Origin of the sequence: Canibacter oris, assembly GCF_014197205.1 — a bacterium.
GTDB lineage: Bacteria > Actinomycetota > Actinomycetes > Actinomycetales > Microbacteriaceae > Canibacter > Canibacter oris.
This window is the reverse complement of the sequence record NZ_JACIFD010000002.1, coordinates 28,206-42,293: the sequence shown is the minus strand read 5'-3', so window position 1 is coordinate 42,293 and position 14,088 is coordinate 28,206. Positions and strand designations below refer to the sequence as shown.

The following is a 14,088-nucleotide window of genomic DNA, read 5'->3' as shown; positions in this document are numbered from 1 at the left end:
TGCCGCGGTTGCCCGACTTGCTAGGAATAAACATGCGGCGCGAGCACCGCGACATCCCGTAGATTCCGGTATTTTTCAGCGTAGTCAAGACCGTAACCCACCACAAACTGATTTGGAATATCGAAGCCCACATATTCCACTTCAATATCTACTTTCAGCGCCTCTGGTTTACGCAGCATGGTGCAAATCTTAACGCTTTTCGCGCCGCGGCTGAGCAAGTTTTCCTTCAGCCACGACAGGGTCAAGCCGGAGTCAATAATGTCTTCAACAATCAACACGTCGCGGTCAGTGATGTCGGTGTCAAGATCCTTCAGAATTTTCACCACACCAGAAGATTTGGTACCAGAACCATAGCTGGAAACCGCCATCCAGTCCATCTCTGCGTGAAACTTCAGCTCGCGGGCAAGATCCGCAACAACCATCACGGCACCCTTCAAAACCCCCACCAAGAGCGGTGGCTCGGAGGTGTAATCAGCCTCAATTTGCCGCGCTAATTCGGCAAGTTTCTGCTGCAGCTCGGCCTCGGTGTGCAGCACCTCAGCGAGTTCGTTTGCGATGTCTGTCGCGTGCATTGCTTCCTCTCGAATCTAAACTTACTGTGAATTTATCGTACCGGTTTTTTCAAAAATAAGCTCCCCGCGCAGCCTGCTAACTCTGCTGCCCGGTAAATCTAGCGGTTTTTGGCCATTCCACGAGGTAATCAAAGCTGCCACCGCCGCGGTTTGCTGCATGGTGTAATAGCACCCCAGCGCAGCAGCTGCCCTGCGAATCATTCGGTTGCGAATCGCCTCCGGCTGCTGCTGCACATCCGGCACCGCAAACACCACGCCGCTCACCTGTCCCGCTGAATCTCGCCGCAACTGCGCCGCTGCTGCGAAACTGCGCTCTGTTAGCTCCTGCAGCGCCGCCGCATCAGCATGCGCCAACTGCGCGGTGCGCGCCAGATTTACGCTCACCGCTTCCCCCAGGTGCTCGCGCAGCACCGGTAACACGTGATGCCTTACCTTAGCTCTTAAAAAACGTTCTTCGCGGTTGTGTGGATCGTCCCACCAAGCCAGCCCGGCCGCGCGGCAGGCAGCCTCCGTCTCAGCCCTGGTGATACGAAGCAGCGGCCGCAGCACAGTAATCTCGTTCCCGCCGGAGCTGACAAGGGTACGCCGCGGCGGAATCCCCGCTATTGCCTGCACCCCGGAACCCCGCGCCAGCGCCAACAAAACCTGTTCCGCCTGGTCATCCTCGGTGTGTCCGGTCAGCAGCAGCGCGCTGCCAACAGCGTCACAAAAATCTGCCAGCGCCTGATACCGCTGCGTGCGCGCTGCGCTCTCTAGCCCCTCCCCGGTGTGCCGCACGTTCACCGGCAGCACTTGAGCGACAGCTCCCATCCGGGTGGCGGTTGCAGCTGCCGTCGCCGCCACCGTGGCAGAATCCGATTGGAGGGCATGATCCACAACCGCGCAATAAACCTGCAGCTCAAGTTTCGCCGCTTCAAACACGGTCGCCGCGGTTAGCGCGAGTGAATCCGCGCCGCCTGATAATCCCACCACAACACTGTGATGCGACGCAGTTTGCACGGCATCTGCTAGGGCACGCCGCACCGCAACCCGCAGTTTCGCGATTGTGTGATCTAGATTTCCGCCCATTCAGCTAATTTTATCGGCTCTGGCCGCAGGTTTCAGCCGCACCCTGTTGCGGCTTAGTAGAATGAAACCAGCGTTATTAATTAAACGACAAGGAGCAACTATGGCAGCATATGATGCAGTTATCGAAATCCCTAAGGGCAGCCGCAATAAATATGAGGTGGATCACGAAACCGGTCGCGTTTACCTCGACCGCGTGCTCTACACCAACTTTGTGTACCCGACCGACTACGGTTTCTTCGAGAACACTCTCGGTGAGGACGGCGATCCGTTGGATGTTTTGGTGCTGCTCGACTACCCTGTGTTCCCGGGCGTCGGGGTAAAGGTGCGCCCGGTTGGGGTGCTGCGCATGAGTGATGAGGCCGGCGGCGACGACAAGGTCATTGCGGTGCAGGCGAAGGATCCACGCTGGGCACACATTCAGGATGTTGCTGACATTCCGGAGTACACCCGCAAAGAGATTGAGCACTTCTTCGAGCGGTACAAAGACCTGGAGCCGGGCAAATGGGTGAAGGTGGATGCTTGGGGCAGCGCCGCTGATGCGGAGCAGCTGATTGTGGAGGCGATTGACCGTCTCGCAGCTGCTGGGCACTAAGCAGATTGACAACGAAAGCGGGTGGCTTGGATTTTCCAGACCACCCGCTTTTGTTAGGCCAAATGTTGCGGCTTGCTGTGTAATTCAGAGCTTACAACCAAATGCCGCGATCGCCCATGAAGTAGTAAGGGTTGTGGGCGGTGCCCCAGACGCGGGTTTCATAGTGCAGGTGCGGGCCATCAGAATACCCTGTTGAACCAACATAGCCGATAAGCTGCCCGGGGCCAACCCACTGGCCGTAGCTCACTGCGGGCGCCTGTATCATGTGCCCGTAGCGAGTTTGCACCCCGCCGCCGTGATCAATCATCACCAGGTTGCCGTAGCCGCCATTCCAGCCGGACCAGGTGACTTGCCCCGCGGATGCCGCGTAAATAGGAGTCCAGGGGCCTGCTGCGAGGTCGATGCCCTGATGGTTAAAGTAGCAGCCGTAGTGGCAGCTGACATAGTAAGATCCGGCACCGAGCGGGCTGCTCCAGCTGCCGCTGGCAGCTGGCGGGGTGGGAACGCTCGGGGCTGCGCCGCCACCGCCACCGCCACCGCCGCTTTGCTGCGCTGCGGCAGCGGCTTCTTCAGCGCGCCTACGGGCCGCTTCAGCCTCCGCAGCTGCTCGCCTACGACGCTCTTCTTCCTCCCGGCGGCGCTGTTCTTCTTCAATTCGTAGGCGCTCTTCGTAGCCCGCTACGGTTTGCACGGTGTCATCCTGCAGCGCCGCGAGTTGCGCCTCCAGAACACGTCGCTTTTCCTCAGTCTGCTGCTGTTTCAGACGAGTGTCCTCAACCGCCTTAGCGGCACTCTGCCACTTCGTTTCGGCATCTGTGTACAGTCGTTGCCGCTCCGCTGCGGCTTCTTCCGCTTGCGCGGTCAATGCGCTTGCGGTGTTAGCCGCTTGGTAAGCATTTTCAGACAGGGATGTCGTCCGCTCAGACGCCTTGGACATCAGGGACAGCCGCGACAAAAGCGCGTCAGCGCTCGCCGCATCAGAATTCAAAAACAGTTCAAGGTTACGGTCCACCCCGCCGGAGCGATACATTTGCGCCACCACCGAAGCCGCAGAATCAGCTGCTAGCGTTGCTTCTTTTTTACTGTTCTCTGCTTGCCCGGCTAACGCCTGATGGCGAGAATCAGCCGCTTCAAACTCCTGCTGCGCCTGCTGCGCCTGCTGCGCCGCGGCTTCAGCTGCGCTCTGCAGCTGCGCCATTTCTTTTTCCACTTCGGCGAGCAGATTCTTAATTTCAGCAACCTTCGCAGCACCCGCGGCCTCATTTTCCTTAGCGCGCTGCACATCTTCCCAGGTTGGCAGATCCACCGCATAAGCAGGCTGCGCTGGAATATATTGCAAACCGCCAAAGCACACGGCTGCCACAGCGACGCCAGCGAGCGCCCCTGTCAGGCGAGTTTTTTTGCTGTTCTTCTGCACAGGGAATCCTCCAATTCACACCAAACCCAGTGGAGTTTAGTACTTTCTCTAGCCAAAATACCAGGCGCGGCTGCAAAAACAAGGTTTTAGCAGGGCTTGCCGCAAAATCAGCGCTGCGCGGCTACGCCGTTGCCGCTACAGCGCCGCAGCCCAACCATAGCAGCGCCATACTCGAACAGCGGCTCCCTACCCGAACAGCAACGCCAACCCCGCAATCACCGGGACACAGCCGAGCGTGGTCAGCGCCACCACATCGCGCACCAAGTTAAATCCGACAGCGTAGCGCTGCGCATAGTTGAAGGTGTTTTGCGCTGCGGGCAGGGCGGCGAGAATTGTCACGATATAAAGCTGCTGCGGGTCAAGCCTGAAAATCAAAGCACCGCCAAGATAGGCAATTAGCGGCATCGCTAGCAGTTTCAAAAACACCGCAAACAGAAGGTTTTGGCGCTGCATGCTGCGGTCTGCAATCGCGGCTGCGCTCCGCCGCTCGGCCAGGGAGATACCGAAATTCACGAGCAGCACCGGGATAGCAGCGTTCGCGAGCAGCTGCACCGGATCCCACACCAGGGTGGGTAGCTGCGCACCGGTCAGGGACACCACAATACCCAGCCCCGAACCCAACAGAATCGGATTCGCCAGCGAGTGCAGCAAAGTTTTGCGGATCGACTGCCCCGGCGCTCGGGTCAGCAACTCCAAAAGCGTCAGCAACAGCGGCAAAAACAGCAACACCTGCGCCAGCAGCACTGGCGCCGGATAGGCGGTGCTGCCTAGAATGTAGAGCGACAGCGGGATACCGATGTTGTTGGAGTTGATTTGACTGCTTGCGGCCGCCAAAATCAGGGCCTCCGACTTGGGCGCTCCCCAAAAGTAACGAGGCACCAGGTAGCCGAGCAGAGCAACCACGATGGCGGCAAGCAGCGACACCGCCAGCAGAGGTGAAAACAGGGTGCGCGGATCCGCCTGCGCCATCACGGTGAACAACAGCGCCGGTGACAGCAAGAAAAACACTAGGCGGCTGAGCACGTAACCGGCGTGTTGCCCGAGCAGATTTTTGCGCCCCAGCACGTAGCCGCACAGAATCGCGGCGCCGATTACCGTAAACCCTGTCACCACCTGCAACATGTTCACCTCCAGCGCTGCGCCGTTACCCGGCGGCCGCCTGCTGCTGCACCCCGGCAAGACTCTGCAGCGCCGTGGCGCCTAACCGGTATTGGGTGTGGGTTTCTACGATCTCAAAACCGCAGCGCTGATACAGCCGCAGCGCAGCAGTGTTTGCGGCATCAACATACAGTTCGACACGACTGTGCCCCAGCTCCAAAAGCCGCTCCAGGCCAGCTTGCAGCAGCAGCTTGCCGTAACCGTGGCCTGCCTGCTCCGGCGCGACCCCAATAACGTAAATCTCAGCCGCTTCGGGAGTGATTTTCAGCCAGTTGTATCCGAGCAGCTTTCCGCTGGTATCTTGCAGCAGCAAGAAGTTGCGTGGATCAGCCCACCGCTGCGCCAGCCGCTCTTGCAAGTCACGCAGCGTCAGTTTGCCTTGTTCCGGGTGATTCGCGAAGACCTCGCGGTTTAGCTGCACCCATGCATCACTGTCTGCCGGGGTGAAGCTGCGCACTGTGACCTCGGAGCCAACTCCCATTGCGGCACTGGTGTTATCTGCGGGCGCGGCCAGGCTGTCATCATTAGCTGCGGTGCCCTTGCTAGCGCTTTCCTGCATGCCAACGAGCGCCACGGAAATTTCTGGCAGCACCATTTTATGCAGCTCGCGCACCGCGGCGAATCCCAACGCCGCGGCGCACCGCTGCTGCGCCGGTAAATTGCCGTGCGCCCATACCAAAAGTGCGGTGGTTGCGGGATCAGCGTCCCGTGCAATTGCGCTCACCAGGTGCCGCGCCACACCCTGGCGGCGTGCCTGCGGTGCCACCGCCAGCTCTGCGGTGACGGCGCCGCCCTCTTGTTGCCACACCGCTGCGGCAAGGCACTCGCCGGAAGCACCAGCACACCACAGCACGCTTTTACGGTGATAACCAAGCAGCGAATCATCGTTAAAAGCAGCAACCCCGTCAGCCGCCTCTATAGCGGCGGCGAAAGCCTGAAAATCGGCTAGTGGCAGCTTGTCACGCATCACGGTTAGGGAATTATGTTTCACTGTTAGGAAAGACCACGTGCAACGGTAATTCTCCCAGCGCGGCGCGACCGTTTAGACCGCTGATTTCGTGAAGCACGCTGAGTCCCACAACCTCAGCTCCAATGGCACGCAGCACCTGTGCCGCCGCGAGCGCGGTGCCACCGGTTGCCAGCGCATCATCAACGATCAGCACTCGCGACCCGGGCGGAATATCCTGTTGCACCTCGATGGTTGCGGTGCCGTATTCCAGCTCGTAGCTGGCGCTCGCGCTGGGCACCGGAAGTTTGCCGGCTTTGCGAACCGCCAGTGCCCCGGTTTTAGTTGCCGCTGCAACGGCGCCCGCAATCAAAAAGCCGCGCGCTTCAACTCCGGCAACCACGTCGAAGGCAGGGGCGTTGTCGACGATGTCAGCGGTTACCGCTTGCAGCGCCGCACCGTCTGCTAAGACCGGTGTGACATCGCGAAACAAAATCCCGGGTTTGGGGAAATCCTGAGTGTAGCGAGTGAGATCTCGGGCTCTGGAAAGCTGTGCGTTCATCGGCTCTGCCGCTCCGCCATCTCTACCACGTTCTTCAAAAGCAGGGCGCGGGTCATCGGGCCAACCCCGCCAGGGTTCGGCGAAATCCATGCGGCACGCTCGGCGACGGCCGGATCCACATCACCAACTACCTTTGATTTTCCGGTTACCGGGTCGATTTCACGGCTCACTCCCACGTCAAGCACAACCGCGCCCGGCCGCACGTGCTCTGGCTGCACCAGCCGTGCCACACCGGAGGCAGCAACAATCACATCGGCCTGCTGCAGCAGCTCCGGCAGGTTTTTAGTGCCGGTGTGAGTCAGGGTAACCGTGGCGTTAATCTCGCGACGTGTCAGCAGCGCTCCAATCGGGCGACCGACCGTCACGCCGCGGCCAATCACCACCACATGCTTGCCATTCCAGTCAATGCCGTAGTGGCTCACCAACTCAATTACGCCGCGCGGAGTGCACGGCAGCGGGGTGGTGATTTCTTTATTAACGTTAAGCGCTAACCGCCCCAGGTTTGTCGGGTGCAACCCATCGGCGTCTTTAGCCGGGTCGATAAGTTCCAGCACCCGGTCAGTGTCAAGGTGCTTTGGCAGCGGCAATTGCACGATGTAGCCGGTGCACTCCGGGTTCTCATTTAGTTCCCGCAGCACCGCCTCGAGCTCTTCCTGGGTGACATCCTCCGGCAGCTCCCGCCGCAGCGAAGCGATGCCCACCTCAGCGCAGTCTTTGTGTTTGCCATTAACATACCACTGACTGCCAGGATCTGAGCCCACCAGCACAGTTGCCAAGCCACAGCTCGCACCGCGCTCCTGCAGCCGCTGTACCCGCTCACGCAGCTGGGCTTTCAACGCCGCAGCACAGGCAATACCATCAAGAATTTCCGCTGCCATACTAACCTCGCACTCCCCTCTTGCCTGTTAAACCAGGTGTTGCAGCTGTGGGTACAGCGGGAATTTAGCGGTTAGTTCGGAAACCCGCTCACGCAGCGGTGCCGGGTCTTTGCCCTGCAGCGCCTGCGCCACAATGTCAGCAACCTCGGTAAACTCAGCGTCACCGAAACCGCGGGTCGCCAGGGCCGGAGTGCCGATCCGCACTCCGCTCGGATTCATTGGCGGGCGTGGATCAAACGGCACAGAGTTACGGTTCACCGTGATGCCGGCGGCGTGCAGTGCATCCTCCGCATCCTGGCCACTCATTTCAGAGTTGCGCAAATCAGCTAGCACCAGGTGCACATCGGTGCCGCCGGTGAGCACATCGACTCCGGCTGCCTTTGACTCTGGGCTCGTAAGCGCCGTAGCAAGCAGTTTGGCGCCGCGCAGGGTGCGCTCCTGCCGCTCTTTAAACTCTGGGCTGGCAGCGAGCTTGAAAGCAGTAGCTTTACCAGCAATAACGTGCATCAGCGGCCCGCCCTGCTGGCCCGGGAACACGTTGCTGTTGAGTTTTTTGTAAAGCTCCAGGTCGTTGGTCAGAATAAACCCGGAACGGGGCCCGCCGATGGTCTTGTGCACGGTTGAAGAAACCACGTCTGCGTACGGCACTGGGTTCGGGTGCAGGCCAGCAGCGACCAGTCCGGCAAAGTGGGCCATATCTACCCACAGGGTAGCGCCAACTTCGTCAGCAATCGCGCGGAAAGCCGCAAAGTCAAGGTGCCGCGGATACGCTGACCAGCCGGCGATAATTACGCGTGGCCGATGCTGCTTGGCAAGCTCTCGCACCTTATCCATATCAATCAGCATGGTTTCCGGATCAACACCGTAGGCTACAGGCTTGTAGAGTTTGCCTGAGAAGTTAAGGTGCATGCCGTGGGTAAGGTGGCCACCGTGTGCCAGATCCAGCCCCAGAATAGTATCACCAGGCTCCGCAATTGCGCTCAACACTGCAGCATTTGCGGAAGCACCGGAGTGCGGTTGCACGTTCGCGTATTTCGCACCGAACAGTGCCTTAGCACGTTCCCGCGCCAGTTCCTCAGCAACGTCGACCGCTTCACAGCCACCGTAATAACGGCGCCCCGGGTAGCCCTCAGCATACTTGTTGGTGAGCACACTGCCAACCGCGTCAAGCACGGCTTGCGGCACAAAGTTTTCACTGGCAATCATCTCCAGTGTGCCACGCTGGCGATCTAGCTCAGCGTCAAGCACCCGGGCAATCTCTGGGTCAACCACCGCGAGAGGTTCATTAAAGAATGAATTAGACATTTTGCTCCTATTGCACCGTATGAACGCAGCGCTTAACTGCGCGACCCAGGCGTGCGGCCTTTGTGGATGTGTCGCTCCCCGATGGTCACCCATCTTGACGCCAGTTGCGACGCTATCAAGTTTATTAGATTTTTAATCTCCCTTGTGAGAGATTGTGCAGGGAGTGTTCCGCCAGCTTCAAGCTAAAATAGGTGATTATGAAGAAAACTTGGGTGCTTACTTTAAAATGTGTGGATCAGCCCGGCATCGTGCATGCTCTGACTGGCGCTTTGGTGGCAGCCGGCGGCAATATCGAAGAGAGCCAGCAGTTTGCTTCACTCGATACAGGCAACTTTTTTATGCGCATTGAAGCGTCAGCGATCGCGCACCCAGAAACCTTCGCTAACCGCTTTACTACTGAACTCAGCCCGGTGATGCGGCGCTTTAACGCTGAGTGGAACCTGGTCAGCTCTGACCGGAAGCTGCGCACCCTGATTCTGGCTTCGAAAGCAACACACTGTGTTAATGATCTGCTGTACAGCCAGCGCAACGGCAAACTGCAGATTGAGGTACCACTGGTGCTGGCTAATCACGCGGTTCCGGGTGAGCTCGCAGAGTTTTACGGAGTACCGTTTGAACACCTGCCAATCACTGCGTCAGCTGACAAACAGCGGTTCGAGCAGCGGATCCGCGAGGTGGTCGCGGAGCACGATATTGAGCTCGTAGTGCTGGCACGCTATATGCAGATCCTCTCCCCGGAGCTGTGCGCCGAGCTTGCGGGCAAAGCAATTAACATTCACCACTCTTTCTTGCCTGGGTTTAAGGGCGCGAACCCTTACCGGCAGGCACACAGCCGCGGCGTGAAGCTAATCGGCGCCACTGCCCACTTTGTCACCACTGATCTTGATGAGGGGCCAATTATTGAGCAGGATGTGATGCGGGTGGATCACGCAGCCAGCCCTACCCAGCTACAGCAGATCGGCCAAGACGAGGAAGCCCGCACACTGCGTCGCGCCGTCGGCTGGTTTGCTGAGAACCGGATTCTGCTTGACGGGCAGCGCACTGTAATCTTCAAGTAGGCGTCGCGCTGGCGTCGGCAAGCCCCGGCGCACCGGCCCCAGTTCGCAGCTACGTGCAGCACCAATATCTCGCATCTTTAACCGCCGCAAACTCTAAGGAAACCAATGTCTCACAACAGCCGCTCCGTGCCAATCATCGCGACCATCCGCACCGTTTTTGATGTACTGGTGGTGGTTGCACTCAACCTCTGGAGTTTCCGCAGTTTTCAGTTGCCACTGCCAGGTGTACTGGTTGCGATTGGCGTGACCCTCGCAGCTCTCTTGGTGTGGGCGTTGTTCCTGTCGGTCAGACCAGTGCTGCAGGTTGACCGCTATCTCCGGGCATTGGTTGCGCTAGTTTTTCTCACCTGCGGGCTGGCAGCTGCCATCGCGCTTGGGATGCACTGGACTGTAGCAGCGCTGCTATTCGTCGCTGCCGCTACGGTATCTTACTTCGACGTGCTTGCGGCAACGAAAAACAACGGCCTCTAACACTTGGTTAATTTTTCCATAATTTTTACCACAGTTTTTGCACTGCGTCTTGAAGTCAAGTAATCTTATGGCATGACAGAACAAGTAAGAATCGAAGAATTATCTGCCGCTACTATCGTCGCGGTAAACTCACTTGGTCTGAAACCGGGTCAAGAGCAGTTCATCACCCCTGTTAGCTATGCTGCTGCAGCTGCGGTAACTCCGGTGGAGTCGGCGTGGCAGCGAGTCGCGTTACTGGGTGATAAAGTTGTAGGTTTCATCCACGCAAATTTTGATCCAACCGCGAACAAAGAAGAATTTCGCGCGGCGCTTTGGCGTATTAACGTTGATGCTGATAGCCAGGGCCAAGGCGTTGGTAAACAGCTTGTAAACGCCCTGCTGGAGGAGGCTGCGGCGCGCGGCGTAGAAAAGCTCACCGTGCTGTGGGAACGCGGCGAAAGCGGCCCGGAGGAGTTCTTCTTGCGAATGGGCTTTGAGCCAATCGGTGAAACCGAATACGGCGAGGTAATTGGCGCACACACCCTGCGACAGCAATGACGCCGGCCCAAAACACCACTGGCCGTGGCACGGCTCTGTTGCTGTTGAGCACCTTCGGCTTCGCTGTTCTTTACTATTTAACTCCGCTGCTCACTCCGCTAAACGCGGAAACTATAGCGGCATTACGAATCGTATTGGGAACTTTTGCGCTCCTAGTTTTCTTCGCTGCTTCCAAAAGTTTAGGCCTCATCGCTGAAACTTGGCGGCATCTGCGTGCGGCACCGTGGCGGATTCCGGTGGTGCTTTTGTGCGGCGCTATGGTCGCCAGCCAACTTTGGCTATTCGCCTACGGCCCAATCTCGGGGCGGGCGCTGCAAGTTTCCCTCGGATATTTCCTGATGCCGCTAGTGCTGGTTATCATCGGGCGATTTTTATATCGTGATGTGCTTGCATGGTGGCATTGGCTAGCCGTTATCATCGCTTCGGGAGGAATTGCCTACGAGGTTATCCGGGTTGGCGGCTTCGCCTGGGAGGCGCTGTGGGTGGCACTGCTGTACCCGCTATACTTCGTGATTCGGCGCGCCATCGGCACCTCACACTTAGGCGGTATGTTTTGGGAGCTCACATTCGTCAGCCCCTTTGCCGCTGCGCTGTTCATCTGGCAGGCAACCCGACTACAGCACATCGGCACCGAAATGTGGCTGTTAGCGCTTGCCATCAGTGCCTTCGGCACCTGCATTTTGATTGTGTGGATCCTCTCCGCCAAATACCTCCCAATGAGCCTGTTTGGGCTGCTCTCTTACCTCGAACCTGGCTTGCTAATGTTGGTTTCTCTATTGCTAGGCGAGGCAGTAGCGCCAGCCGAGCTGCCGCTATATCTGGCAGTGTGGGTGGCAGTTTTGATTATCGTCATCGGCGGCACCGTAACCGCGCTTAAGAAGCGGTCGTCCCGGAAGCAGGAGCCTGCAGCCGTGACTACCGGTGACGGGGCTACAGCAGCTGAGCAGGGCTCGGCAGATGGCACCGAGACCCTGCACCTACAAAACGATGACGCTGAGCAGATGCTAGTGTTTGCGGCCACAGGCAGCATTCCGATTATCGATTTGGCTACTATCACTTCACCGGAAGACCCAGATGCCAAGGGCCAGGCGTAACCTGATCCACCCGCAGCTCTCGCCCTTACTTGGCCACGTCAGTGCTAAAAATTAGCGTACCCTGAGTTTTTCCTGAGAGCTTTTTGAGGTAGAATTATATTGCTAATAGTAGCGACTGAAACGAGGGCTTATGAGCGAAAACATCAACGATTCAAACCAGGGAACCAACGGCGCTGACAGCACCGATTTCACATTCGAGATGGCGGAGCCAGGTCAGGTTGATGTCACTCCGGAGATTGATGAAATCTCCGAGCTGGAGCAGCTGCTTGATCCGGAGTCAGCATCTCCAGACCCGGAAGCATGGAAGCAAGGCTACCCTTACAGCGAGAAAATCAGTCGCAAAGAGTACGAAAAAACCAAGCGGAAACTGCAAATTGAGCTACTGAAGTTCCAGGCCTGGGTGAAGGAGAGCAACGAAAAAGTTGTCATCATCTTCGAAGGCCGTGATGCTGCCGGCAAGGGTGGTGCGATTAAGCGGTTTATGGAGCATATGAATCCGCGTGGTGCGCGTACTGTGGCGCTGGAGAAACCAACAGAACGCGAACAGAAGCAGTGGTTCTTCCAGCGTTATGTGCAGCACCTACCGACCGGGGGCGAGATTGTGCTGTTTGACCGTTCCTGGTACAACCGTGCCGGTGTTGAGCGCGTGATGGGCTACTGCACTCCGGAGGAATACCTCGAATTCACCCGCTCCGCCCCAGAGTTTGAGCGGATGCTGACCCAGTCAGGCATCCACCTGATTAAATTCTGGTTCTCAGTGGGTAAAGCAGAGCAACGTGCCCGCTTCCTGTCACGCTCAACTGATCCCGTGAAGCAGTGGAAGCTGAGCCCAACCGACCTCGCCAGCCTCGATAAGTGGGAAGCATACACCGAGGCGAAAGAGGCTATGTTTTTCTACACTGACACCCCGCAGGCACCGTGGACTGTCGTAAAATCAAACGACAAGAAACGCGCCCGCCTAGAGGCGATTCGCTGGGTGCTGAACCAGTTCGAGTACACTGGCAAAGACCACAGCGTTGTTGGCACTCCTGATAGCAACATCATCGGCAGCCCAGCTGAGGTTTACGATCAGGGAGAAAACCCAGTGACCGGGATTTTCCCGGTTGTTAAGCGCTAACAGTGTAACAACTTTTATAACGCAGTTCTGGGTGTATAGTGCAAACTATCCACCCAGAACTTTTTTCAACGTCAAATAGGAGGACACAGTGCTTCAACCAGCAGTTTTCTCACTCACCCTACAACCCGCTAGCTACTCCAGCAGTGGCCCCGATTTTGAAACCATAATGTCTCTCGCTTTGCTTGTCGGCCTGGTTCTGGTGCTCGTGGCGGGTATTGGATTTCTATTTTTTGGCGGCCTGCGAAGTTCATTCTTCTTCACCGTCAAAACCCAAGAAAATATCATAGTGGAACGCTTTGGTAAGTTCCTGCGCGTCGCAAAACCTGGTCTCAACACCAAGATGCCTTTCATCGACAGCCTCACCAAGCCGATTTCGCTACGCATTCAACAGCTTGAGGTGAATATCGAGTCTAAAACTAAAGACAACGTCTTTGTGACAGTGCCGGTTGCGGTACAGTATGTGATTCGGGAAGAATCAGTGCAGGATGCATACTATCGCCTTTCAAACCCTGAAGCACAGATTCGCTCTTATGTCTTTGACACTGTGCGCTCCGCGCTCTCCGGATTGGAACTGGACGCTGCCTTCGAGTCTAAAGACGATATTGCCCGCTCAGTCGAGGCAACACTCTCCACTAGAATGCAGGAGTTCGGTTTTAACATCGTGAACACCCTGGTACAGGATATCTCCCCTGACCAGAAAGTACGGGATTCAATGAACTCAATTAACGCCGCGCAGCGTGACCGGGTTGCGGCACAGTCACTCGCCGAGGCAGACAAGATTAAGCGCGTCACCCAAGCCCAAGCAGAGGCGGAGTCAAAGCGCTTGCAAGGTGAGGGCGTTGCAGCACAGCGCAAAGCTATTGCGCTTGGCATCGCTGAGCAGTATGAGATGCTCCGCAAGGTCGGTATCGAAGGCACGGCCGAACAGCTGCTGTTAATGACACAGTACTTTGACGCTATGCAGGACATTGCCCGCAACGGCCGCTCTAATGTGCTGTTCCTGCCGTCAAACCCAGGCTCCGTCGGTACTATGGGAGATGAGATTCGCTCTTCCCTGCTGCAGGCGCAGGCCGCAGCCAGCTTCCAGGAAGCTCCTGCGAATGCACCAACTATCGCCGCCGAGCATGACGAAACTCCAGGCACCGCAGGGTCTTCCAAGCAGCACAACAGCGCGGCAGCTACCGCGGAGTTTGCAGAGCAAGCGCGCACCCGACTTTCTGCAGCGGCTAAACAGTCAGTTCCCGCGCTACTACAGGAAATCTCGGAGCTACGCGATCAGCTACGCGGGCACGATAAATCGTAATCGCAAAAGC

General features: G+C 57.6%; 15 protein-coding genes and 1 riboswitch. Of the genes, 7 read left to right on the top strand and 8 right to left on the bottom strand.

Translation table 11 applies throughout. The features are described from left to right. Nucleotides 1-20: 20 nt before the first annotated feature. Together hpt and tilS are read right to left on the bottom strand one after the other, a co-directional pair. Nucleotides 21-572, bottom strand: a complete 552-nt coding sequence (gene hpt / locus F5897_RS01000) for a hypoxanthine phosphoribosyltransferase (protein WP_124824360.1) — start codon at nt 570-572, stop codon at nt 21-23. A gap of 21 nt (nt 573-593) precedes the next feature. Continuing rightward, nucleotides 594-1,640 carry a tRNA lysidine(34) synthetase TilS gene (tilS, locus tag F5897_RS00995; RefSeq protein ID WP_183304171.1) on the bottom strand — a complete coding sequence of 349 codons (1,047 nt, stop codon included), beginning with the start codon at nt 1,638-1,640 and terminating at the stop codon, nt 594-596. A 100-nt stretch (nt 1,641-1,740) separates the two neighbouring features. On the opposite strand from tilS, the gene F5897_RS00990 reads away from it, so the two are divergent. Further along, complete coding sequence (locus F5897_RS00990) at nt 1,741-2,232, top strand: inorganic diphosphatase (RefSeq protein ID WP_183304170.1); 492 nt, start codon at nt 1,741-1,743, stop codon at nt 2,230-2,232. A gap of 91 nt (nt 2,233-2,323) precedes the next feature. On the opposite strand, the gene F5897_RS00985 is transcribed toward F5897_RS00990, so the two are convergent. The 6 genes from F5897_RS00985 to glyA all read right to left on the bottom strand — a co-directional run bounded on the left by F5897_RS00985 (nt 2,324) and on the right by glyA (nt 8,498). Further along, entirely contained in the window at nt 2,324-3,649 is a 1,326-nt protein-coding gene (locus F5897_RS00985) for a peptidoglycan DD-metalloendopeptidase family protein (RefSeq protein ID WP_233574323.1), read from the bottom strand. A 186-nt stretch (nt 3,650-3,835) separates the two neighbouring features. After that, nucleotides 3,836-4,771 (bottom strand): AEC family transporter, encoded by a 936-nt coding sequence (locus F5897_RS00980; protein WP_183304169.1) that lies wholly within the window; start codon nt 4,769-4,771, stop codon nt 3,836-3,838. A gap of 22 nt (nt 4,772-4,793) precedes the next feature. Beyond that, on the bottom strand, nt 4,794-5,798 hold the full coding sequence (mshD, locus tag F5897_RS00975) for a mycothiol synthase (RefSeq protein ID WP_183304168.1): 1,005 nt from the start codon (nt 5,796-5,798) through the stop codon (nt 4,794-4,796). Beyond that, nucleotides 5,788-6,315, bottom strand: coding sequence for an adenine phosphoribosyltransferase (locus F5897_RS00970; protein ID WP_183304167.1), 528 nt, complete (start codon nt 6,313-6,315; stop codon nt 5,788-5,790). The genes mshD and F5897_RS00970 overlap by 11 nt, the downstream gene beginning before the upstream one ends. Continuing rightward, nucleotides 6,312-7,193 (bottom strand): bifunctional methylenetetrahydrofolate dehydrogenase/methenyltetrahydrofolate cyclohydrolase, encoded by an 882-nt coding sequence (locus F5897_RS00965; RefSeq protein WP_183304166.1) that lies wholly within the window; start codon nt 7,191-7,193, stop codon nt 6,312-6,314. The genes F5897_RS00970 and F5897_RS00965 overlap by 4 nt, the downstream gene beginning before the upstream one ends. A gap of 27 nt (nt 7,194-7,220) precedes the next feature. Beyond that, nucleotides 7,221-8,498 (bottom strand): serine hydroxymethyltransferase, encoded by a 1,278-nt coding sequence (gene glyA / locus F5897_RS00960; protein ID WP_183304165.1) that lies wholly within the window; start codon nt 8,496-8,498, stop codon nt 7,221-7,223. A gap of 36 nt (nt 8,499-8,534) precedes the next feature. Beyond that, a riboswitch (ZMP/ZTP riboswitch) is annotated at nt 8,535-8,616 on the bottom strand. Nucleotides 8,617-8,695: 79 nt separating this feature from the next. Here glyA and purU point away from each other — a divergent pair. From purU to F5897_RS00930, 6 genes are all read left to right on the top strand, one after another. Next, a complete protein-coding gene (purU, locus tag F5897_RS00955; protein ID WP_183304164.1) occupies nt 8,696-9,556 on the top strand; it encodes a formyltetrahydrofolate deformylase in 861 nt (286 codons plus the stop codon). Nucleotides 9,557-9,661: 105 nt separating this feature from the next. Then, a complete protein-coding gene (locus tag F5897_RS00950) occupies nt 9,662-10,027 on the top strand; it encodes a DUF2568 domain-containing protein (protein ID WP_124824369.1) in 366 nt (121 codons plus the stop codon). A gap of 72 nt (nt 10,028-10,099) precedes the next feature. Further along, nucleotides 10,100-10,564: a GNAT family N-acetyltransferase gene (locus F5897_RS00945; RefSeq protein ID WP_183304163.1), complete on the top strand. Its 465-nt coding sequence runs from the start codon at nt 10,100-10,102 to the stop codon at nt 10,562-10,564. Next, nucleotides 10,561-11,658 (top strand): EamA family transporter, encoded by a 1,098-nt coding sequence (locus tag F5897_RS00940; protein ID WP_183304162.1) that lies wholly within the window; start codon nt 10,561-10,563, stop codon nt 11,656-11,658. The genes F5897_RS00945 and F5897_RS00940 overlap by 4 nt, the downstream gene beginning before the upstream one ends. A gap of 199 nt (nt 11,659-11,857) precedes the next feature. Further along, nucleotides 11,858-12,775 (top strand): polyphosphate kinase 2, encoded by a 918-nt coding sequence (ppk2, locus tag F5897_RS00935; protein ID WP_233574349.1) that lies wholly within the window; start codon nt 11,858-11,860, stop codon nt 12,773-12,775. 166 nt (nt 12,776-12,941) lie between these two features. Further along, complete coding sequence (locus tag F5897_RS00930; protein WP_124824605.1) at nt 12,942-14,078, top strand: SPFH domain-containing protein; 1,137 nt, start codon at nt 12,942-12,944, stop codon at nt 14,076-14,078. Nucleotides 14,079-14,088 lie beyond the last annotated feature (10 nt).